The 19,921-nt window shown below is 61.9% G+C and carries 18 protein-coding genes; 6 read left to right on the forward strand and 12 right to left on the reverse strand.

The features are described from left to right. Genes SPHINGO391_RS22420 through SPHINGO391_RS22430 form a run of 3 tightly spaced genes read right to left on the reverse strand, consistent with a single transcriptional unit; the run spans position 1 to position 3,643 of the window. Positions 1-972 (reverse strand): ABC transporter permease, encoded by a 972-nt coding sequence (locus SPHINGO391_RS22420; RefSeq protein WP_152010922.1) that lies wholly within the window; start codon positions 970-972, stop codon positions 1-3. A 5-nt stretch (positions 973-977) separates the two neighbouring features. Beyond that, positions 978-2,111 carry an ABC transporter permease gene (locus SPHINGO391_RS22425; RefSeq protein ID WP_152010923.1) on the reverse strand — a complete coding sequence of 378 codons (1,134 nt, stop codon included), beginning with the start codon at positions 2,109-2,111 and terminating at the stop codon, positions 978-980. Beyond that, positions 2,108-3,643 carry an ABC transporter ATP-binding protein gene (locus SPHINGO391_RS22430; protein WP_152010924.1) on the reverse strand — a complete coding sequence of 512 codons (1,536 nt, stop codon included), beginning with the start codon at positions 3,641-3,643 and terminating at the stop codon, positions 2,108-2,110. The genes SPHINGO391_RS22425 and SPHINGO391_RS22430 overlap by 4 nt, the downstream gene beginning before the upstream one ends. A gap of 316 nt (positions 3,644-3,959) precedes the next feature. Here SPHINGO391_RS22430 and SPHINGO391_RS22435 point away from each other — a divergent pair, with 316 nt between their 5' ends. Together SPHINGO391_RS22435 and SPHINGO391_RS22440 are read left to right on the forward strand one after the other, a co-directional pair. Next, a complete protein-coding gene (locus tag SPHINGO391_RS22435; protein ID WP_152010925.1) occupies positions 3,960-4,391 on the forward strand; it encodes a thioesterase family protein in 432 nt (143 codons plus the stop codon). Beyond that, the gene (locus SPHINGO391_RS22440) at positions 4,391-4,621 is read left to right on the forward strand and encodes a SlyX family protein (RefSeq protein WP_152010926.1); all 231 of its coding nucleotides are present in this window, start codon (positions 4,391-4,393) and stop codon (positions 4,619-4,621) included. Before SPHINGO391_RS22435 ends, SPHINGO391_RS22440 begins: the two co-directional genes overlap by 1 nt. A gap of 36 nt (positions 4,622-4,657) precedes the next feature. Here SPHINGO391_RS22440 and SPHINGO391_RS22445 read toward each other — a convergent pair whose 3' ends face one another. The 9 genes from SPHINGO391_RS22445 to SPHINGO391_RS22485 all read right to left on the reverse strand — a co-directional run bounded on the left by SPHINGO391_RS22445 (position 4,658) and on the right by SPHINGO391_RS22485 (position 14,409). Continuing rightward, the gene (locus SPHINGO391_RS22445) at positions 4,658-5,488 is read right to left on the reverse strand and encodes a TolB family protein (RefSeq protein ID WP_152010927.1); all 831 of its coding nucleotides are present in this window, start codon (positions 5,486-5,488) and stop codon (positions 4,658-4,660) included. Next, complete coding sequence (locus SPHINGO391_RS22450) at positions 5,488-7,098, reverse strand: glycoside hydrolase family 43 protein (RefSeq protein WP_152010928.1); 1,611 nt, start codon at positions 7,096-7,098, stop codon at positions 5,488-5,490. The genes SPHINGO391_RS22445 and SPHINGO391_RS22450 overlap by 1 nt, the downstream gene beginning before the upstream one ends. Continuing rightward, a complete protein-coding gene (mgrA, locus tag SPHINGO391_RS22455) occupies positions 7,095-8,138 on the reverse strand; it encodes an L-glyceraldehyde 3-phosphate reductase (protein WP_152010929.1) in 1,044 nt (347 codons plus the stop codon). Before mgrA ends, SPHINGO391_RS22450 begins: the two co-directional genes overlap by 4 nt. Before the next feature lie 2 nt (positions 8,139-8,140). Further along, positions 8,141-9,286 carry a Gfo/Idh/MocA family oxidoreductase gene (locus SPHINGO391_RS22460; protein WP_152010930.1) on the reverse strand — a complete coding sequence of 382 codons (1,146 nt, stop codon included), beginning with the start codon at positions 9,284-9,286 and terminating at the stop codon, positions 8,141-8,143. Positions 9,287-9,291: 5 nt separating this feature from the next. Further along, positions 9,292-10,044, reverse strand: a complete 753-nt coding sequence (locus SPHINGO391_RS22465; protein WP_152010931.1) for a sugar phosphate isomerase/epimerase — start codon at positions 10,042-10,044, stop codon at positions 9,292-9,294. Between the two features lie 138 nt (positions 10,045-10,182). Further along, positions 10,183-11,265: an ABC transporter ATP-binding protein gene (locus SPHINGO391_RS22470; protein WP_152010932.1), complete on the reverse strand. Its 1,083-nt coding sequence runs from the start codon at positions 11,263-11,265 to the stop codon at positions 10,183-10,185. Positions 11,266-11,270: 5 nt separating this feature from the next. After that, positions 11,271-12,203: a carbohydrate ABC transporter permease gene (locus SPHINGO391_RS22475; protein ID WP_152010933.1), complete on the reverse strand. Its 933-nt coding sequence runs from the start codon at positions 12,201-12,203 to the stop codon at positions 11,271-11,273. Beyond that, complete coding sequence (locus SPHINGO391_RS22480) at positions 12,196-13,107, reverse strand: sugar ABC transporter permease (RefSeq protein WP_152010934.1); 912 nt, start codon at positions 13,105-13,107, stop codon at positions 12,196-12,198. The genes SPHINGO391_RS22475 and SPHINGO391_RS22480 overlap by 8 nt, the downstream gene beginning before the upstream one ends. 69 nt (positions 13,108-13,176) lie before the next feature. Then, a complete protein-coding gene (locus tag SPHINGO391_RS22485; protein ID WP_152010935.1) occupies positions 13,177-14,409 on the reverse strand; it encodes an ABC transporter substrate-binding protein in 1,233 nt (410 codons plus the stop codon). 223 nt (positions 14,410-14,632) lie between these two features. Between SPHINGO391_RS22485 and SPHINGO391_RS22490 the strand changes: the two genes are divergently transcribed. The 4 genes from SPHINGO391_RS22490 to SPHINGO391_RS22505 all read left to right on the forward strand — a co-directional run bounded on the left by SPHINGO391_RS22490 (position 14,633) and on the right by SPHINGO391_RS22505 (position 19,921). Then, complete coding sequence (locus SPHINGO391_RS22490; protein ID WP_152010936.1) at positions 14,633-15,658, forward strand: LacI family DNA-binding transcriptional regulator; 1,026 nt, start codon at positions 14,633-14,635, stop codon at positions 15,656-15,658. Positions 15,659-15,718: 60 nt separating this feature from the next. Then, on the forward strand, positions 15,719-16,045 hold the full coding sequence (locus SPHINGO391_RS22495) for a metalloregulator ArsR/SmtB family transcription factor (RefSeq protein WP_152010937.1): 327 nt from the start codon (positions 15,719-15,721) through the stop codon (positions 16,043-16,045). Positions 16,046-16,337: 292 nt separating this feature from the next. After that, complete coding sequence (locus tag SPHINGO391_RS22500; protein ID WP_152010938.1) at positions 16,338-19,178, forward strand: molybdopterin oxidoreductase family protein; 2,841 nt, start codon at positions 16,338-16,340, stop codon at positions 19,176-19,178. Then, complete coding sequence (locus SPHINGO391_RS22505) at positions 19,175-19,921, forward strand: 4Fe-4S dicluster domain-containing protein (protein WP_152010939.1); 747 nt, start codon at positions 19,175-19,177, stop codon at positions 19,919-19,921. The genes SPHINGO391_RS22500 and SPHINGO391_RS22505 overlap by 4 nt, the downstream gene beginning before the upstream one ends.

Below are 19,921 nucleotides of genomic sequence, written 5' to 3' on the forward strand. Positions count from 1 at the left end.
TCAGCGCTCCTTGACGTAGGGCACGCCGCCGGCACGCGGCGGGATGGCCTTGCCGATGAAGCCTGCCAGCAGGATTACCGTCAGCAGATAAGGCAAGGCCTGCATGAACTGCACCGGCACCACCCCGATGATGGGCAACTCATTGCCCTGCATGCGGATCGACATGGCGTCAAGAAAACCGAACAGGAGGCAGGCAAACATGACGTTGACCGGCTTCCACTTGGCGAAAATCAGGGCCGCAAGCGCGATGAAGCCCTTGCCCGCAGTCATTCCCTTGACGAAGCCGGCGGTCATGGCCATCGACAGATAGGCACCGGCGATGCCGCAGAGGATGCCGCAACAGATCACCGCCCGGTAACGCAACCAGGTGACCGAGATCCCGGCGGTATCGACCGCACCGGGATTCTCGCCCACCGCCCGCAGCCTCAAGCCGAAGCGGGTGCGGTAGAGCACCCACCAGGTGAACGGAACCAGCGCAAAGGCCAGGTAGGTGAGCATGAAGTGGCCCGACAACAGGTTCGAATAGATCGAGCCGATGACCGGGATATCGGCAATCTCGGCGGCGTAGGGAAGCTCCACCGTTGTGAAGCGGGAATCCCCGCTCAATTGCGGTGTCCGGCCGCCCTGGCGGAACCAGGCCTGGCCGAGGATGACCGTGGCGCCGAGCGCGATGAAGTTGATGGCGACACCGGAGACGATCTGGTTGCCGCGCTGGGTGATCGAGGCGAAGCCATGCACCAGCGCCAGACAGACAGAAACGAAGATGGCGGCGGCAAGCCCGATCAGGGCCGAAGCGGTGACCGCCGCTGCGGCTCCGCCGGCAAAGGCCGCAGCCAGCATCTTGCCCTCCAGCCCGATGTCGAAAATGCCGGCGCGCTCGGAATAAAGACCCGCAAGAGCCGCCAGGATCAAGGGCACCGAGACCCGGACGGTGGATTGCAGGATCACGATGAGTGTATCGAAATATTCCATGGCCGTTACTCCGCCGCTGGCAGGGGTTTGTCGGAGCGAGCCCCGCCCAGAGTGGCGAAAAACGCAGTGATCGCCGGACGGAACATGTTCTCAAGCGCGCCGGCGAACAGGATCACCAGCCCCTGGATGATGGTGATCATGTCCCGCGAGATCTGCGGCATCTCGAACGAGATCTCGGCGCCGCCCTGATAGAGCATGCCGAAAAGAATGGCCGCCGGAACAATGCCGACCGGATGCGAACGGCCCATCAGGGCCACGGCGATCCCGACGAAACCGGCGCCGCCGACAAAATCGAGCTGCATGCGGTGCTGGTCGCCCATGATCGGGTTGAGCGCCATCATGCCCGCCAGCGCGCCGGACATCATCATGGTGATGATGATGATGCGGCTCTGGCGGATGCCGGCGTAGCTAGCCGCCGTCGGGCTGTGCCCCATGGTGCGGATCTCGTAGCCAAGCTTCGTGCGCCAGATCACCAACCAGACGACAAAGGCCGCGACCAGCGCCAGCAGGAAGGACATGTTGAACGGAGCCCCACCGATGTCCAGGCCGACGGAGGCCAGCAGCCAGTCAAGCCGCGGCAGCTGGCCGCCTTCAGCAAAAGTGCGGGTTTGGGGAGCCATCGAACCCGCCGGCTTGAGCACGTCGACCAGCACATAAACCATCAGACTCGAGGCGATGAAATTGAACATGATGGTGGTGATCACCACATGGCTGCCGCGCTTGGCCTGCAGCCATCCCGGGATCATCGCCCAGAAGCCGCCAACCAGCGCCGAGCCGAGGATGGCCGCGGGGAAGATGACGTACCAGGGGGCGAACTGGTCGAGCCAGAGACAGGGCAGCGCCACCCCGAGGCCCGCGACATAGGCCTGGCCCTCGCCGCCGATGTTGAACAAGCCGCAATGAAAAGCCACGGCGACAGCCAATCCGGTGAAAATGAAATTGGTCGCGTAATACAGCGTGAAGCCGATGCCTTCGCCGTATCCGAAGGCACCCTCGATCAGAAGCGATGCCGCCCGCAGCGGGCTTTCACCGACCGCCAGCACGACGAGGCCGGCAACGAGAAAAGCGACAATCAGATTGATCAGCGGGATCAGTCCGTAATCCACCCAGGCGGGCAGCTTTGCATAGGGCGCGCTCATTGTGCTGCCTCCTTGGTATCTTCAACACCGGCCATCAGCAGCCCGAGCTCGCCTTCGCTGGCGTCGGGCGCGCGCTCGCCGACAATGCGGCCGTCGAACATGACCAGCACCCGGTCCGACAATGAACGGATTTCATCGAGCTCGACCGAGACCAGCAGCACGGCCTTGCCGGCATCCCGCATTTCGATGATGCGCTTGTGAATGAACTCGATGGCGCCGACATCGACGCCGCGGGTCGGCTGGCCGATGACGAGAACCGCGGGATCGCGCTCCATCTCCCGCGCCAGTACGATCTTCTGCTGGTTACCTCCCGAGAAATTGGCGGTTTTGAGCCGCGGATTGGGCGGGCGGATATCGTATTTCTCGATCTTGTCAGCCGCGTCCTTGCGGATCGCGTCGATGTTGAGAAAGATGCCATTGAGGTATTTCGGGTCGTCGTGATAGCCGAGGATGGAGTTCTCGCTTTCATCGAACTTGAGGACCAGACCCATGTGCTGGCGGTCTTCGGGAACGTGGGCCAGGCCACGATGGCGCAATTCAGCCGGATCGGCGGTGCCGGTGACATGAATCGGCTCGCCCTGCAGCATCACCTTGCCCGTGACAGCACGGCGGATGCCGGAAATCGCCTGCAGCAGCTCGGACTGGCCATTGCCGGCAACACCGGCAATGCCGACGATCTCGCCGGCGCGCACATTGAACGAAACGTTCTTGACCATGTCGACGCCGCGGCCGTCGCGCACCGTCAGGTTCTCGACCGAGAGCATGACGTCGCCTGGCGATGCCGGTCCCTTTTCGACGTGCAGAAGCACATGACGGCCGACCATGAGTTCGGCAAGCTCCTCCACCGAAGTCTCGGAGGTGGTGCGGGTGGCCACCATCTCGCCGCGCCGCATTACGGAGACTTCATCTGTCACCGCCATGATCTCGCGCAGCTTGTGGGTGATCAGCAGGATGGTTTTGCCTTCGGACTTGAGCTGCTCGAGGATACGGAACAGGTGATCGGCCTCGGCCGGTGTCAGAACGCCAGTAGGCTCATCGAGGATCAGGATCTCGGCGCCGCGGTAGAGCGCCTTGAGGATCTCGACGCGCTGCTGGATGCCGACGGGCAGTTCCTCGATGATGGCATCGGGATCGACCTCGAGCTCGTATTCCTCCTCGAGCTGCTTGAGCTCGCGTCGGGCCTTGGTGATGCCCGCGTTGAGCACCTGGCTTTCTTCGGCGCCGAGCATGATGTTTTCAAGCACGGTGAAATTCTCGACCAGCATGAAATGCTGGTGGACCATGCCGATGCCTACAGAAATGGCTGCGTTCGGATCCTTGATCACGGTTTTCTTGCCATCAACGAAGATGTCGCCATTGTCGGCCTGATAGAAGCCGTAGAGGATCGACATCAATGTTGATTTGCCAGCGCCGTTTTCGCCGATGATCCCGTGGATCGTGCCCTTGCGGACCTTCATGTTGATGTTCTTGTTGGCGTGAACGAGGCCGAACTTCTTGTCGATCCCCTTCAGCTCAATGGCAATGTCGTTCATGTCCCCTCGACTTTTTATGTTTGCCATCACCAGTTCAGCTGCTGGTGCAGGTCTGGAATTGAGCCATGCCAAAAGGTTGGGATGCAACCAGGCTGCTCATTCCCACGGGTTGGGTGTTCCGGGCTTTCCAAAAGCCGTTCAGATTTTCGGGTCCCTGCTTTAGTCTCGACAGTTCTGAATGCAAAGTCCAGAATCATTTAAGGGTGCGCTTTTATGGCCGACCGTTTTCAACACCGCCGACGGGCCGACCTTGGCACGGGCCATGGCGCCGCCCTGCCCCTTGCACTTGGCCGCCCGGCATGATGAAAGCACGCAAATGACCAGAACACCGCCACCTTCCCGCGCCGATTTCAGGACCTTCCGGAGCCTGCAGACCCGGTGGGCCGACAACGATATCTACGGCCACATGAACAATGTGGTCCACTACCAGCTGTTCGACACGGCGATCAATCACTGGCTGATCGAGGCGGGGCTGCTCGATCCGCTGGGTGGCGCCATCGTCGGTCTGGTCGTGGAAACCGGATGCCGTTACCACGCCGAGGCGATGTTTCCCGACCGGATTACCGCCGGTATCCGCGTCGACCGGCTCGGTGGCTCATCGGTAACCTATGGCATCGGCCTGTTTCGCAACGACGAAGAGACGGCTTTCGCCGATGGCCGGTTCGTTCATGTCTATGTCGACCGCGCTACACGCCGGCCGGAACAATTGCCCGAGACATGGCGCGCAACACTCGGGGAGATCGCGTAATGGCAAGTCCAAAAAACGAGGACACGGATATCGAACCCCGGCTGGTGCGGCTTGAGGAACTGGTGGCACACCAGCAGGCTGCGATCGAAGATCTGTCGCGGCAGTTGACCGAGGGCTGGAAGGAAAACGAGAGGCTGCGCCGCGAACTGGCACGGCTCAACGACCGGTTTCAGGACATGGAAGACCAGACCGGCGGGCCGCCCGCCAACCAGCCGCCGCCGCACTGGTAGGCGTTGTCCCCGGACATCCCCGATCGACGACGGCGGTCAGTCCTTGCTTCGCCCATACCGCACGAAGGCGAAGCGCCGTGCGTCGGGCGACCAGCAGGGCACATTGATCGTTCCTTGGCCGCCGAACACCGCCAGCAATGTCCGAACCGATCCATCCGCCGGATCGAGCAGCCGCAACTCCACATCGCGATCGCGTGGATGACCTTCGGTTCCGGGTTCATAGCTGAGATAGAGCACCGTCCGGCCATCGGGAGACGGGTGCGGAAACCAGTTGACCCGCTCGTCATCGGTCATCTGCTGTGGCGCGCCGCCTGAAACAGGGATCCGCCAAAGGTCCATGGAGCCGCTGCGGTCGGAATTGAACCAGATCCAGGCGCCGTCGGGCGAATAGTCAGGGCCGTCATAATGACCGCCGCCGCTGACAATATGCTGCTCGGCGCCACCATCAACGCCAATCGTGTAGATGCCGAACGCGCCATCCCGGCGGCCGACATAGGCAAGCGTACGGCCGTCGGGGGACCAGCCATGCCACCAGGACGGCACTTCTGTGGTGACGCGTCTCGGGGTGCCTCCGTTGACCGGAAGCACCCAGATGCAGGACTCCCCGGTATCGGTGGAATCGCTGATCACCAGCCGGCTTCCGTCCGGCGAGATGCCGTGATCATTGTTGCACTTGACCGCGTGGCCGGTGTCGAGTGCAACAAGCTCGGCTGCTGCGAGCGAAACCCGGAACATGCGGCCATCGCCGTTGACGATCAGTGACGTGCCATCAGGCATCCAGTTCGGGGCCTCGATGAGCCGGTTGGTGCGAAGCAGTTCCTCGACGGCGCCGGTGGCAGGCTCACAGATGCACAGCGTGCTCCGCATCAGGTTTGAGCGGGGATATAGTCGAAGCGGTCGAAATCGGCAGAGATGGCACTGCCGGAGGTATCGAAGGCGGCCATCCCGGTGAATGCGCCGGTAAAGGAGGCGTGTTCGCCGCGCCCGCCTTCGTCCGAGATGACGCTGGCATCAAGCACCGGGCCGACAGCCTGCCAGTCCGTGCCGGGCACGCGCCATTGAAACTGCAGATCGGCGCCACCAACCTCCATGGCCAGCTCGACCCGGCCATCCGCCGGCAGGGCGACGGGTTTTGCGAGGGGGAACTCCAGCTTGCCATGCGGCCAGTCTCCAGGACAGCTCAGGATGGTCAGCACCCTCCCGAGTTCCTCGTGCCAGGTGACGGCCAGGTAATGGAACTTGCTGCGGTTGTAATAGTGCACCAGCCCGGCAGTCTGCTGGAAATTGCGCGGTGCAAACCTCACGCTGGTTTCAGCGCGGAACGCGAGATGCTCCTGGCGTCTGGCCACCAGCGCCTGCTCGAACCAGCTGCCGATGGATTCGCGCGCATGAAGCCGCAGAGCGGAACCGGTCATCGAGAAGATCCGCTCCGGGTAAGGCGTGCGAAGCCACTGGAAATCCTCGGGCAGCCTGTCGCCTGAAAACTCCCAGCGGACAGGATCGACGGGCAGCTTGCGGCTGTTGGCGTCGGGTGCGTCCACTTCCAGCGCCGGAACCAGACCGCCGTGAGCCAGGCGCAGCCAGCCATCCTCGCCCCAGACGCATTTCTGGATCGCCGTCTCGCGGCCGAGCGGCGAGCGGCGGATGCCCGGCAATGGCCGGGAGCAGAGATGGGTGTGGTAGACCTGCCCGTCAGGCGTCTCGACCATCTGGCCATGGCCGGCGCGCTGCAAGGGCGCATCGGGCGCGTCCTTCGAGGTCATCAGGAACGTGTCGGGATGCAGCTCATAGGGTCCGGTCAGACTGCGCGACCGCGCCATGGTGACGGCGTGATCGTAACCGGTGCCGCCCTCCGCCACGGTGAGATAGTACCAGCCATCGCGCCGGAACAGGTGCGAGCCTTCGACCAGACCGTGCGAGCTGCCGGCGAAGATGTTGACCGGCTCACCGATCAGCTTGCCGGCAGCCGGGTCGTATTCCTGCGCCAGGATACCAGCGAAGGCGGGATGCTTTGGGTTGCCGCCAACCGAATCCGTACGATGGTTCCAGACCATGTTGAGGAACCATTTGCGGCGGTCCTCATCATGAAACAGGGACGGGTCGAAACCGGACGAATTGACATAGACCGGATCGGACCAGGGGCCGGCAATGTCCGGGGCAGTGACGATGTAATTGTGGGCGTCCTTGAAGTTGCCGTCGAGCCGCTTGACGTCGGTGTAGACCAGCCAGAACAACCCGTCCGCATAGGACAAGCAGGGCGCCCAGATGCCACAGGAATCGGGGTTGCCGCGCATGTCGAGCTGGCTGGCGCGGTTGAGCGGACGGCTCACCAGCCGCCAGTTGACCAGATCCGTCGAATGATGGATCTGCACACCGGGGTACCACTCGAAGGTCGAAGTGGCGATGTAGTAGTCCGGTCCTGCCCGGCAGATCGAAGGGTCCGGATTGAAGCCGGGCAGAATCGGGTTTGTGATCATTTTCTCTTCGGTCCCTCACGTTCGGCGGATGCCGCCCACAGGTTGATGTCGGCGTCACGGGCGTAGCCGTCGATTTCGTTGAGTTCGGCTTCGGTAAACTCCTGATTTTCGAGCGCACCGACACAATCAACGATCTGCTGCGGACGGCTTGCGCCGATCAGGGCCGACGTGACCCTTCCGCCACGCAGCACCCAGGCGAGCGCCATTTGCGCCAGCGTCTGGCCTCGGCGTTTGGCGATGTCGTTGAGTGCGCGGATGTTGCCGAGATTGCGCTCGTTGAGGAAATCCGCATTGAGCGACTTGTCCTGCGCGGCGCGGCTGTCTTCCGGAATGCCGCCCAGATATTTGCCGGTGAGCATGCCCTGGGCCAGCGGCGAGAAGACGATCGAACCGATGCCTTCTTCGTCGAGTGTATCAAGCAGGCCGTCATCCTCGACCCAGCGGTTGATCATCGAATAGCTCGGCTGGTGAATGAGGCATGGCGTGCCGAGCTGCTTGAGAATGGCAGCTGCTTCTTTCGTGCGCTTCGAATTGTAGCTGGAGATCCCGGCATAGAGCGCCCGGCCAGAGCGGACGATGTGATCGAGCGCCATCATGGTTTCTTCCAGCGGCGTGTCGGGATCGAAGCGGTGCGAATAGAAGATGTCGACGTAATCTAGGCCCATGCGCTTAAGGCTCTGGTCGCAGCTCGAGACCAGATATTTGCGGCTGCCCCATTCGCCGTAGGGACCGGGCCACATGCCGTAGCCGGCCTTTGACGAGATGATCATCTCGTCGCGCAGGCCATGGAAATCGGTCTTCAGGATCTCGCCGAATGCTGTTTCGGCCGAGCCGGGGGGCGGACCGTAGTTGTTGGCCAGATCGAAATGGGTGATGCCGAGATCAAACGCCGTGCGGCACAGCTCGCGCTTAAGTTCATGCGGCGTGTCACCGCCGAAATTGTGCCACAGGCCGAGTGAAATCGCCGGAAGTTTGAGGCCGGACCGGCCGGTCCGGCGATAGCTCATGGAATCATAGCGATTGGCTGCGGGTGTCCACATGGTCAGACGTCTTTCGTGTTGAGGAGCGCGGCCGCCTCCTCGATCCCGAGGGAGGCAGGTTGCTCGCAGCTGGTGGTCAGGCGAATGAATTCGCCGCTTTCCCCCGAGTGGAGAATGGCTGTCATAACGTCTACCACATGGAGCGCAAACTCGAGCGAGCAACGGTGCGACCGGTTTTCGAGGATGGCGAGCGCCATGTCGGCAAGGCCCGCGGTGCGGTAATTGGCCATCATGCCCTGGTTGTGCTGCTGGTTGGGAACACCGAGCGCATGGTCCCATTCCGGCAAGGCCCTGGCTTCGCCGCCCTGTCCAATGAGTTCGACCTTGCCGCCGAAGAAATTGGGATCGGGAACCACGAGGCTGGCATCGGTTCCGTAGAGTTCCATCGGCCGATGGCCGTGCGCCTTGACGTCCCAGCTGGCGCCGAGGGTGACGACCGCACCATTGGCGAACTCCAGCAGCGCATGGATTGTGGTCGGGGTCTCGACCGTGATCATCTCGCCATTGCGCGGCTCCGAGGTGATCTTGCGCTCGGGGCTGGGAATCGAGGACATGGCTCCAACTCGGACGACCGGCCCGATCAGCTGCACGAGATTGGAAATGTAATAGGGGCCGAGATCAAGCACCGGACCGCCGCCGGGCTTGAAGAAGAAATCCGGATTGGGGTGCCAGTGCTCCATGCCGGGGCTCAACACGTGGCAGGTGCCGCCAGTGATGCGACCGACGGAACCGTCCTCAACCAGATGCCGCGCCAGCTGGTGCGCACCGCCCAGGAAGGTGTCCGGGGCAGAGCCGACCCGGAGCCCCTTCTTCGCGGCTCTCTCCGCAAGGTCGCGGCCCTCGGCAACCGAGAGCACGAAAGGCTTTTCCGAATAGACATGCTTGCCGGCATCGAGCGCCTGGGCAGAAACCGCATAATGGACTGCGGGCACCGTCAGGTTGACGATCATGTCGATGTCGTCAGCAGCGAGAAGATCCTCGACGCTTTCGGCCCGGATGCCGTATTCGGCCGCGCGGGCGCTGGCTGCCTCGGGATTGATGTCGGCGCAGGCGCGAACCTCGATCCCCCTGAACAGCGGAGCAAGCTTCAAGTAAGAGGTCGAGATGTTGCCGCAGCCGATGATGCCGACGCCGAGAATCTTGGTCATGTCCATTACTCCGCGGTGCTCTTGCACCAGTCGAGGGATCGGGATGCGAACCGGCCGACATCGGAGGGATTGTCATGCTCCATGATAAAGAGCCCGGCAGGGGTTTCGGCCTTCAATTGCCGGAACAGGGCCGTCCAGTCGACCGTGCCGTGCCCCACATCGGCCCAGCCGTCCTCGTCCGAGGCCTCACCGGCTGCCGCGATGTCCTTGACGTGAACCGCGGTGATCCGCTTGCCATGCCGGGCAATCCAGTCCGCCGCATCGGCGCCACCGCGAATCACCCATGCGATATCGGCCTCCCAATCGATGTCCGGTGCGGTTTCAAGCAGGATCTGCATCGGCACCGATCCATCGGCCAGCGGGACGAACTCGAAATCATGATTGTGCCAGCCGAAACCGAATCCCGCCGCACGAACATTCTCGCCAACCGCGCTCAGGCGGGCTGCAAATTCCTGCCAGCCTGCCTTGTCCGACGGGCGCTGGTCAGCTGCGATATGCGGGCAGAAGATCCGCTCGATGCCGAGCACGGAAGCGGTCTTCAGCACCGCATCAATGTCGCCTTCCAGCGCGTCCAAGGAAAAATGCCCGGACGGCATGGCAAGTCCGTTCTGATTCATGAGCCCGCGAAATGCGGAGGGATCTTCATAGACCCCGCCAAAGCCCTCGACATTGCGGTAACCGGTGCGGGCGAGCATCGCCAGGACATCCTGCCAGGGCTGAAAGTTGCGGGCGCTGTAGAGCTGAAACGAGAGGTTCATGAGAGTGGGCTTTCCTGATCTTGCCTTGTCTGAGTGTCGTCTGGTTTGTCGGTTTTCACGACCTCGCCCGCCGAAGCAGGGCGAGATCCTAGTTAGTCTGAAGCGCCCGACCGACCTGCGATCCCGCGCTGATTATCGTCAGAGCCGGAGTTCTGTCGCCATGTCGAAGATCGACGCCTTGGCCGGATCAAACCCGATCCGCGCGGTCTCGCCGGCGCGCAAGGGGCTTTGGCCGTCGACCCGGAAGCGGAATTCCTTTCCGTCCAGCACGGCCCAGACGAGCGTGTCCGCTCCCATGGGCTCGACCACCTCGATCTCCACATCAGCTGTAAAGGGTTCACCGGCTGCGGCCGCTCCGCAGCTCACATGTTCCGGCCTGATCCCGAATATTGCTTTCTCGGGCCGGTCGGACCGTATGAAGGGATATCGTTCCAGCGGGATCCGGGTGGAGCCGAAATTCATTGCGGCTTCACTGTGATGCGTGATGTCGCCCTCGATGAAGTTCATGCCGGGCGAGCCCATGAAACCCGCCACATAGAGGTTGACCGGACGGTTGTAGATCTCGTGCGGCGTATCAAGCTGCTGGATGATGCCGTTGCGCATGATGGCGATGCGGTCGGCCAGCGTCAGCGCCTCGATCTGGTCGTGGGTGACGTAGATCATGGTGTTCTTGAGCCGGTGATGCAGCCGCTTGATCTCGACACGCAACTCGGCACGCAACTTGGCATCAAGATTGGACAACGGCTCGTCGAAGAGGAACACGTCGACATCGCGCACCAGCGCGCGGCCGATGGCGACCCGCTGGCGCTGACCACCGGAGAGCTGCGCCGGCTTGCGCTTGAGCAGGGGCTCGATCTGCAGGACTTCAGCTGCCCGGGCTATCCGCTCGGCGATCTGGTCCTTCGGCATGCGGGCGTTCTTCAGGCCGAATGCGAGGTTGCCCTCGACCGTCATCTGCGGATAGAGCGCGTAGGACTGGAACACCATGCCGATGCCGCGTTCGCTGGGCTCGGACCAGGTGACATTGTTGCCGCCGATGAAAATCTGGCCATCGGAGATATCGAGCAGGCCGGCAATGCAGTTGAGCAAGGTGGACTTGCCGCAGCCCGAGGGTCCGAGAAGGACGAGAAATTCGCCTTCATCGATATCGAGGTTAAGCGATTTGAGAACTTCGAGAGACCCGAATTTCAGCGTCAGATCACGGATCGATACACTGGTCACGATACTTACCCTTTCACCGCACCGGCGGCGATGCCGCGCACGAAAAGCTTTCCGGAAACGAAGTAGACAATCAGCGGAACAAGCCCGGTGATGATGGTCGCCGCCATGTTCACATTGTACTCCTTCACGCCCTGCACCGAATTGACGATGTTGTTGAGCTGCACGGTCATCGGATAGACATCGGGCTTGGTGTAGACGACACCGAACAGGAAGTCGTTCCAGACGCCGGTGATCTGGATGATCATGGCGACAACGAAGATCGGCAAGCTCATCGGCAGCATGATCTTGAAATAGATGCCCCAGAAGCCGGCCCCGTCGACGCGGGCCGCCTTGAACAGCTCTTCCGGCACCGAGGTGAAGTAGTTGCGGAAAAGCAGCGTCAGGATGGGCATGCCGAAAATCGTGTGGACGAGAATGAGGCCCCAGAGTGTGCCGTAGATGCCGAGTTCGCGCAGCAGGATGACAATCGGATAGAGCATCACCTGGTAGGGGATGAAGGCACCGAAGATCAGGATGGTGAAGAAGACATCGGCGCCCTTGAAGCGCCAGTTGGCGAGCGCGTAGCCGTTCACCGAGGCGATGGCGATCGACAGGATGACGGAGGGCACGGTGATCTGCACAGAATTCCAGAAGCCGCGCGAAAGTCCATCGCAGTTGAGCCCCGTGCAGGCCGTGGCCCAGGCCTTGACCCAAGGCTCGAAGGTCACCTCCACCGGCGGGGCGAAGATGTTGCCCAGCCGGATTTCGGGCATGCCCTTCAGCGAGGTCACGATCATCACGTAAAGCGGCAGCAGGTAGTAGACCGAAACCAGCAGCAAGGTGCCGTAGATGAAGACGTTGCGCGGGGAAATGGCGCGTTTGGGTTTGGCGCCACTGGGTCCGTCCAGACGTCTGGTGGTGACGGCATGTGGCGCGTTCAGGCTGGTCACGTCAGTCACGCTGGCGTCCTCCGAATTCCATGTAGGCCCAGGGGATGAGGACGATCAGAACCGCGAGCAGCATCATCGTCGAGCCGGCAAAGCCCTGGCCGAGATTCTGCGACAGGAACATCGCGTCATAGACATATTTGGCCGGAACCTCCGAGGCGATGCCCGGTCCACCGGAGGTCTGGGCGACGACGAGGTCATAGAGCCTGACGATGCCGGAGGCGATGATCACCAGCGTGGTGACGAAGACCGGCCGCATCATCGGGATGACGATAAAGATATAGGTCTTCCAGGCAGGGATTCCGTCGACGCGGGCCGCCTTCCAGATGTCCTCGTCGATGCCGCGCAGGCCTGCGAGCATGAGACACATGATCAGGCCGGTGCCCTGCCAGAGCCCGGCAATGAGAATGCCGTAGATGACAATCGCCTGATTGTTGAGCGGGTCGAAGGAGAAGCTTTCCCATCCGGCCGAGCGAACCACGTGCTGAATGCCGAAATCCGGGTTGAGAATCCATTGCCAGACCAGACCGGTGACGATGAAGGACAGGGCAAAGGGATAGAGCATGATGGTCCGGAACGTGTTTTCGAACCGGATCTTCTGATCAAGCAGGGCGGCGAGAACGAACCCGATGACAAGCGAGAAGACCAGCGAACACAGGCCGAAGATGATCAGGTTCTCGATCGCGATCATCCATTTGGAGCTCGACCAGAGGCGTTCGTACTGATCAAGACCAATAAAGTCCGCCCTGGGCAACAGTCGGGACTTGGTGAACGAGAAGACAATCGTCCAGATGGTTCCCCCCATGAAGACCACCAGCGCAGTCAGAATCATGGGAATGGCGGCAATCTTGGCTGCCTTGTTGCGAAAGAGGCGTATCGGGCGCTGCGAGGCCGCAGCCGTGCTGGTGGTGGTCATCGCCGGTCTCCAGGTGACTGAGAACCACCGGCCCGCCTGCGCGGACCGGTGGCATGATCAGGTCTTTGATCAGTCAGCAGCTTCGACGATGGCGGCGTAGCGCTCCTGAGCATCTTCTGGCGTGATGCTCTTGTCGTTCATGAACTCAACCATGAGATCGTTGAACTGGGTCTGGGTATCGGCCGAGAAAACCTGATCGCCCGAGGGGAGCAGATTGCCGGTCGCAAGGATCTCCAGACCCTTTTTCATGCAGTCATTGGCTGCGGAGAGGTTGATATCGCCGCGGATAGGAAGCGAGCCCTTTTTCAGATTGAAGGCAACCTGGGCTTCCTTCGAGATCATCATCGAGGCCAGCTCAAGCTGTGCCGCCGCCTTTTCAGGATCCTTCAGCTTCGGGAAATAGAAGGCGTCGCCACCGGTTGAGAGGTATTCGTTGACGCCAAGCCCCGGAAGGCAGGTGTAATCTTCGCCGGCCACCTGATTGGCAACCTGGAATTCACCCTGGGCCCAGTCTCCCATGATCTGGCCACCGGCGGTGCCGGTGATGACCATGTTGGTTGCCTGGTTCCAGTCCTGAACATTGGAGCCATCCGCCATGTTGCGGGCATCGGCCATGGCCTGAAAGACCTTGGCCATTTCAGGACCGCTGGCCGCAGCCACGTCCTTTTCCAGATTGATCTGCTTCCACAGGTCAAGCCCGCCGACACCGATCTGGACCGCGCCGAAAAGCAGGTTCGACTGCCAGGGCTGCTGACCGAGAGCGAGCGGCTGAATGCCGGCTTCGCGCAGCTTCGGCGCCGCGGCAACATATTCATCCCAATTGCCGGGGACGGGCACGCCAGCCTTCTCGAAGGCCGCGTGGGACAGCCACAGCCACTGTGGAGAATGGATGTTCACTGGAACGCAGTAGATCTTGCCATCGAGCGTGCAGCTGTCGAGCAGGCTCGGCGGATTGACGATATCCTTCCAGCCTTCCTTCTCGGCCAGCTCGGTGAGATCGAGCATCAGGCCCGCCTCGACAAGCTCTTCGGCCTGACGGCCATGGTTGAACTGGGTGGCTGCCATCGGGTCACCGCCGGTGATGCGGGAAATCATGACCGGGCGTGCGGTGCCGCCGCCGCCGGCGATGGCGCCGTCGACCCATTTGTTTCCGGTGGCGTCAAACGCCTTGGCAAATTCGGCAACAGCCGCAGCTTCGCCGCCGGAGGTCCACCAATGGGTGACTTCCAGATCAGTCGCGTTGACAGACGTCGAAAGCGCCAGCGCGGATGCACCGGCAAGAAATAGCTTGAATGTATTCATCGAGTTCCCTCCCAGGAATGTTCCTCCTCCCGGCCTTGCTGCTCTGCCGCAGCGATCCGGGCCCACCGGTGTCCTCACACCATTTTCAATCGATTACATCGAAGAATGAAATGCTGCACTGCAATCGATTACATAAAGGTTGACCGCGATGAGATTTGGAGTCAAGTGATATTTGCGGAACGTGCCTCAAGCCCGTCTCCCAGAAGCGGGAATGCAACTCATCATGGAACCCAAAGCTCCCAAGATCACCGATGTCGCACGGCTCGCAGGGGTCTCCACCGCGACCGTCAGCCGAGCCTTGAGCAAACCGGAAAGCGTCGCAGAATCAACGCGTAACACCGTTCTTGCCGCAGCAGAGAAGACCGGGTACCGGGTCAATCTGTCGGCGCGGAACCTGCGGCGTCAGCGCACCGGCGCGATCGTCATCCTGGTTCCCAATATCGGCAATCCGTTCTTCTCCGAAATCCTCGCCGGGATCGAGACGGCGCTGTCGGAAAGCGATATCAACATGCTTGTCGTCGACACGCGGCAGGCGCACATGAAGCCGCAACTGGTTCTCGAATACCTGCACGCCACCCGAGCCGACGGGATCATCGCGCTCGACGGCTCGCTGCCCGACGCCATTCTGGCAGTCGCCAGTTCCGGTATCGGGGCGCCGCCGATCATCTTTGCCTGCGAATGGACGCCGGGGGGCGAATTTTCATCCGTTCGCGCCAACAACGCACATGGGGGCGAGCTCGCGATCACCCATCTTGCGGGGTTGGGGCACCGGATCATCGGCATGATCACCGGCCCGGATGACAATGTTCTGACCCATGCCAGGAGCAAGGGTGCCATCGATGCCTTGACGGAAAAGGGCCTGGCAATGGCGCCCGAACATGTCTTCGCAGGCGACTTCAGCCTTGATGCCGGTGCGCGGGCAGCGCAAAGCTGGCTCGAACTGGATCAGAGACCCAGCGCCGTGTTCAGCCAGTCCGACCAGATGGCATTCGGGTTCATCTCGGAATTGGCACGGCAAGGGATATCGGTTCCTGGCGATGTCTCCGTCGTCGGCTTTGACGATATCGCCATAGCCCAATGCTTCATTCCCGCACTGACGACGATACGGCAACCGCGAAAAAAGCTGGGCCTGACCGCCGCCCGGGTACTGATTGAGCATATCGGCGCCAGCTCCAACCCGCCGATCGAGACGACCATCCTCGATGTTGAGCTGATCGAGCGCGACAGCACCCGAGCGTTTGCAGGTTGAAACATCGGTGAGACTTCCTTATATAAGAGCTCATTAATGTGATCGAACGGGATGCCGGAGATGCTTGACGCCCAGGACATGCTTGAAATGGAGCCGCGGATGAGTGAAGCGGCCAAACTGATGGAGATGCTGTCGCAACCCGTCCGGCTGCGTATCCTGTGCATCCTGCTTGATGGCGAACAGAGCGTCTTGAAGCTGGCCGACATGGCGGGCCTGTCGCAACCGGCAATGTCGCACCATCTGCGAAAGTTGCGCGACGCGGATCTGGTCAACACCCGGCGGGACGCCCAGACCATCTATTATTCGCTGAAAGGCAAGGAAGTGGGTGCGGTGCTTGAGGTCCTGCACGGGCTTTATTGCAGACCACCGGGAAAAGCTGCCTGCTGATCATTTCGGTTCCGGGCGCGAAGTCTCCGGATCTGTTTCCTACTTGCCGCGCCAGCGATCGCTTAGCGGCTCACTCCGCCTGCATGCCCAAGATGCAGGTCTCCCCGTGCCTGCGCCTATCTGGACCTAGAACTAGGTAAACTGGCTTTATCCACCCGGCTTGACATTTTCCCGGCTGCACGGTCCGTTTGACGTGCGGTCGCGGAGGCGGGCGACGTCGGTTTGCCTTTAGGGGCAAAGACGAAAACGTGTTGCAACGAGGCTATCGGGCAGCACGTCTTGGGGAGGGTGAATGAACCAGACCAGCAGGGCTCCGGGCGCGGCTGACGGCAAGACCGAAATTCGCAAGACCACCTGTTACATGTGTGCCTGCAGGTGCGGCATCAATGTCCACATGGCGGAAGGCAAGGTCCACTATATCGAGGGCAACCGGGATCACCCGATCAACAAGGGCGTGCTCTGCGCCAAGGGGTCGGCGGGGATCATGCAGCATTATTCACCGGCACGGCTGAAGAAGCCCTTGCTAAGGACCGGCGAACGAGGTTCGGGCGAATTCAAGGAAATCGAATGGGACGAGGCGCTGGAGCTTGCCACCCAATGGCTCGGTGAGGTCCGCAGCTCCGATCCGCGGAAGCTAGCATTCTTCACCGGGCGCGACCAGAGCCAGTCGATGACCGGCTGGTGGGCGCAGCAGTACGGTACTCCCAATTACGCAGCCCATGGCGGTTTCTGCTCGGTCAACATGGCTGCCGCCGGCATCTACACGATGGGCGGGGCCTTTTGGGAGTTTGGAGCACCGGACTGGGAGAAGACCGAGCTGTTCATGATTTTCGGCGTGGCCGAGGATCACGATTCCAACCCGATCAAGATGGGCCTGGGCAAACTCAAGGAGCGCGGCGTCAAGGTGATCGGCGTCAATCCGGTGCGGACCGGCTACAACGCGATTGCCGATGAATGGCTCGGCATCACGCCGGGCACCGACGGGCTGCTGATCCTGGCGCTGGTGCACGAGCTGATGCGCACCGGCAAGATCGATCTCGACTACCTGATCCGCTACACCAACGCGCCCTGGCTGGTGATCGACGATGCGGAGGGCGCCGGTCACGGGTTGTTTGCGCGCGACGACGAAGGTGTCCCGCTTGTGGCCGACCGGCAGACCGGCAAGCCCGTCTCGTCTGCAACCCCGGGTATCAAGCCGGCGCTGAAGGGCCGTTTCGAACTGCCGGACGGCCGTCACGCCATTCCTGTGTTCGAACTGCTGGCGCAAAAATATCTCGATCCGCAGTACGCGCCTGCAGCCGTTGCCGAGCGGACCGGAATTGCTGCCGACACCATCACCCGCATCGCCGGCGAGATCGCCGCAGCCGCCTTCGAGCGCGAAGTGGTGATCGAGCGGCCCTGGACCGACATGAAGGGCGAGCGGCACGAGCGGATGATCGGTCGACCGGTGGCGTTTCACGCGATGCGCGGGATTTCAGCCCATTCCAACGGGTTCCAGACCTGCCGCGCGCTGCACATGCTGCAGATCCTGGTCGGATCGATCGATTGCCCCGGAGGATTCCGCTTCAAGCCGCCCTACCCGCGGCCGGTTGCCGGCCAGCCGCGACCGCATGGCGGCGCCTGCGCCGACACGGCGCTGGCCGGTCCGCATCTTGGCTATCCGCGCGGACCGGAAGATCTGCTGCTCGAAGCCGACGGCGAGACCGCCCAGCGCATCGACAAGGCGTTTTCCTGGGATGCGCCGCTGTCGGCGCACGGCATGATGCACATGGTGATTTCCAATGCCCATGCGCGCGATCCCTACGGCATCGATGTCCTGTTCATGTACATGGCCAACATGGCCTGGAACTCATCGATGAACAGCTCATCGGTGATGAAGATGCTGACCGACAAGGATGAGGCGGGCGACTACGTGATCCCGAAGATCATCTATTCGGACGCCTATTCCTCGGAAATGGTGGCGTTTGCCGACCTGATCCTGCCTGACACCACCTATCTCGAACGGCATGACTGCATCTCGCTGCTCGATCGGCCGATCAGCGAGCCCGAGGCGCTGTGCGATTCGATCCGCTGGCCGGTGGTCGAGCCCGATCGCGACGTGCGCGGCTTCCAGAGCGTGCTGCTCGATCTCGGCGCACGGCTGAAACTGCCGGGCATGGTCGCCGAGGACGGCTCGCCGGTCTACAAGGATTACGCCGACTACATCGTCAATCACCAGCGCAAGCCGGGCATCGGGCCGCTGTCGGGCTGGCGCGGCGAGGACGGCGACAAGACCGGCCGGGGCAAGCCCAATCCGGATCAGCTGTGCCGCTATATCGAGAACGGCGGATTTTCCCAGGTGCACGTGCCCGAGGAGGCGCATTATTTCAAGCACGCCAACCGGGCCTGGAGCGACTGGGCGATCGAGCACGGGCTGCAGGATGGGCCGGTGGAGAACATCTTCCAGCTCTATCTCGAACCGTTGCGCAAGTTCCAGCTTGCCGCTGAAGGCAAGATCAAGCCAATGCCGCCGGAACATCACCGGGCGCGGATCAGGACCTGTTTCGACCCTTTGCCGACCTGGTACCCACCCTTTGCCGACGACGGGCTCAATGAGAACGCCTATCCGCTGCACGCGATAACCCAGCGGCCGGCGGCGATGTATCATTCCTGGGGCTCCCAAAATGCCTGGCTGAGGCAGATTCACGGCGAAAACGCGCTGTATGTCCCGGGCAAGGTCTGCGACGCCCAAGGATTGGAGACTGGTGACTGGGCGCTCGTGTCCTCCCAATCGGGGGAGATCCGGGTCAAGATTGCGCGCATGGACGCGGTCAACGGTTCGACGCTGTGGACCTGGAACGCCATCGGCAAGCGCGCCGGGGCCTGGGCGCTCGACAAGGATGCAGCGGAAGCGACGCGCGGCTTCCTGCTCAACCACCTGATCGACGAGTTGCTGCCGCCGAAAGGCGACGGGCGTCGCTGGGCCAATTCCGACCCGATCACCGGACAGGCGGCCTGGTTCGATCTGCGGGTTTCGATCCGCAGGGATGCCGACCAGAGCAGCGGGCAAAGCCTGCCTGACGTCAGAGCACAGAAAAGTCCGGTTGGAGAGGCGCCGACCAACGTGGCGTTCGGACGGGGGAAAGCCATATGACCAGTCTTCCCGCCACCACCGAAAAGCGGCTTGGCCTGGTCATCGATCTCGACACCTGCGTCGGATGCCATGCCTGTGCGGTCAACTGCAAGGAATGGAACACAGGTGCCGGCGCCTCGCCGCTGGCCGACATAGATGCCTATGGTTCAGATGTTTCCGGGGCCTGGCTGAACCGGATCCACACCTTCGAGGTGACACCCGATGACGCGCCGGCGCAGATCGTGCATTTCCCGAAATCCTGCCTGCATTGCGATGATGCGCCCTGCGTGACCGTGTGCCCGACCGGCGCCAGCCACAAGCGCCCGGAAGATGGCATCGTGCTGGTCACCGAGGACCTGTGCATCGGCTGCGGGCTCTGCGCCTGGGCCTGCCCCTATGGCGCGCGCGAGATGGATCCGGTCGAAAACGTGATGAAGAAATGCACGCTCTGCGTCGACCGGATCTACAGCGAAACCTTACCCGAAGAAGACCGGATCCCGGCCTGCGTGCGCACCTGTCCCTCCAGCGCGCGGCATTTCGGCGATTTCAACGATCCGGAGTCCGACGTCTCGCGGCTGGTCGCAGAGCGCGGCGGGATCGACCTGATGCCGGAGATGGAGACCCGCCCGGTCAACAAGTACCTGCCGCCGCGTCCGAAAACTCGTCCGCAGGCCGCGGCTCCATCCGCCGCCGCCCCGGCTTCCGTGCCTAAGGCCGACGGATTCCTCGGCTGGCTCGACGCCGCGCTCGACAAACTCGGATAG

Origin of the sequence: Hoeflea sp. EC-HK425 (genome assembly GCF_902498795.1) — a bacterium.
Classification (GTDB): Bacteria; Pseudomonadota; Alphaproteobacteria; order Rhizobiales; family Rhizobiaceae; genus Hoeflea; species Hoeflea alexandrii.

Excerpts from the sequence above, each read along its gene's own strand:
- SPHINGO391_RS22420 (WP_152010922.1), bottom strand. The coding sequence starts at position 972 with ATGGAATATTTCGATACACTCATCGTGATCCTGCAATCCACCGTCCGG.
- SPHINGO391_RS22425 (WP_152010923.1), bottom strand. The coding sequence starts at position 2,111 with ATGAGCGCGCCCTATGCAAAGCTGCCCGCCTGGGTGGATTACGGACTG.
- SPHINGO391_RS22430 (WP_152010924.1), bottom strand. The coding sequence starts at position 3,643 with ATGAACGACATTGCCATTGAGCTGAAGGGGATCGACAAGAAGTTCGGC.
- SPHINGO391_RS22435 (WP_152010925.1), top strand. The coding sequence starts at position 3,960 with ATGACCAGAACACCGCCACCTTCCCGCGCCGATTTCAGGACCTTCCGG.
- SPHINGO391_RS22440 (WP_152010926.1), top strand. The coding sequence starts at position 4,391 with ATGGCAAGTCCAAAAAACGAGGACACGGATATCGAACCCCGGCTGGTG.
- SPHINGO391_RS22445 (WP_152010927.1), bottom strand. The coding sequence starts at position 5,488 with ATGCGGAGCACGCTGTGCATCTGTGAGCCTGCCACCGGCGCCGTCGAG.
- SPHINGO391_RS22450 (WP_152010928.1), bottom strand. The coding sequence starts at position 7,098 with ATGATCACAAACCCGATTCTGCCCGGCTTCAATCCGGACCCTTCGATC.
- mgrA (WP_152010929.1), bottom strand. The coding sequence starts at position 8,138 with ATGTGGACACCCGCAGCCAATCGCTATGATTCCATGAGCTATCGCCGG.
- SPHINGO391_RS22460 (WP_152010930.1), bottom strand. The coding sequence starts at position 9,286 with ATGACCAAGATTCTCGGCGTCGGCATCATCGGCTGCGGCAACATCTCG.
- SPHINGO391_RS22465 (WP_152010931.1), bottom strand. The coding sequence starts at position 10,044 with ATGAACCTCTCGTTTCAGCTCTACAGCGCCCGCAACTTTCAGCCCTGG.
- SPHINGO391_RS22480 (WP_152010934.1), bottom strand. The coding sequence starts at position 13,107 with ATGACCACCACCAGCACGGCTGCGGCCTCGCAGCGCCCGATACGCCTC.
- SPHINGO391_RS22485 (WP_152010935.1), bottom strand. The coding sequence starts at position 14,409 with ATGAATACATTCAAGCTATTTCTTGCCGGTGCATCCGCGCTGGCGCTT.
- SPHINGO391_RS22490 (WP_152010936.1), top strand. The coding sequence starts at position 14,633 with ATGGAACCCAAAGCTCCCAAGATCACCGATGTCGCACGGCTCGCAGGG.
- SPHINGO391_RS22495 (WP_152010937.1), top strand. The coding sequence starts at position 15,719 with ATGCTTGACGCCCAGGACATGCTTGAAATGGAGCCGCGGATGAGTGAA.
- SPHINGO391_RS22500 (WP_152010938.1), top strand. The coding sequence starts at position 16,338 with ATGAACCAGACCAGCAGGGCTCCGGGCGCGGCTGACGGCAAGACCGAA.
- SPHINGO391_RS22505 (WP_152010939.1), top strand. The coding sequence starts at position 19,175 with ATGACCAGTCTTCCCGCCACCACCGAAAAGCGGCTTGGCCTGGTCATC.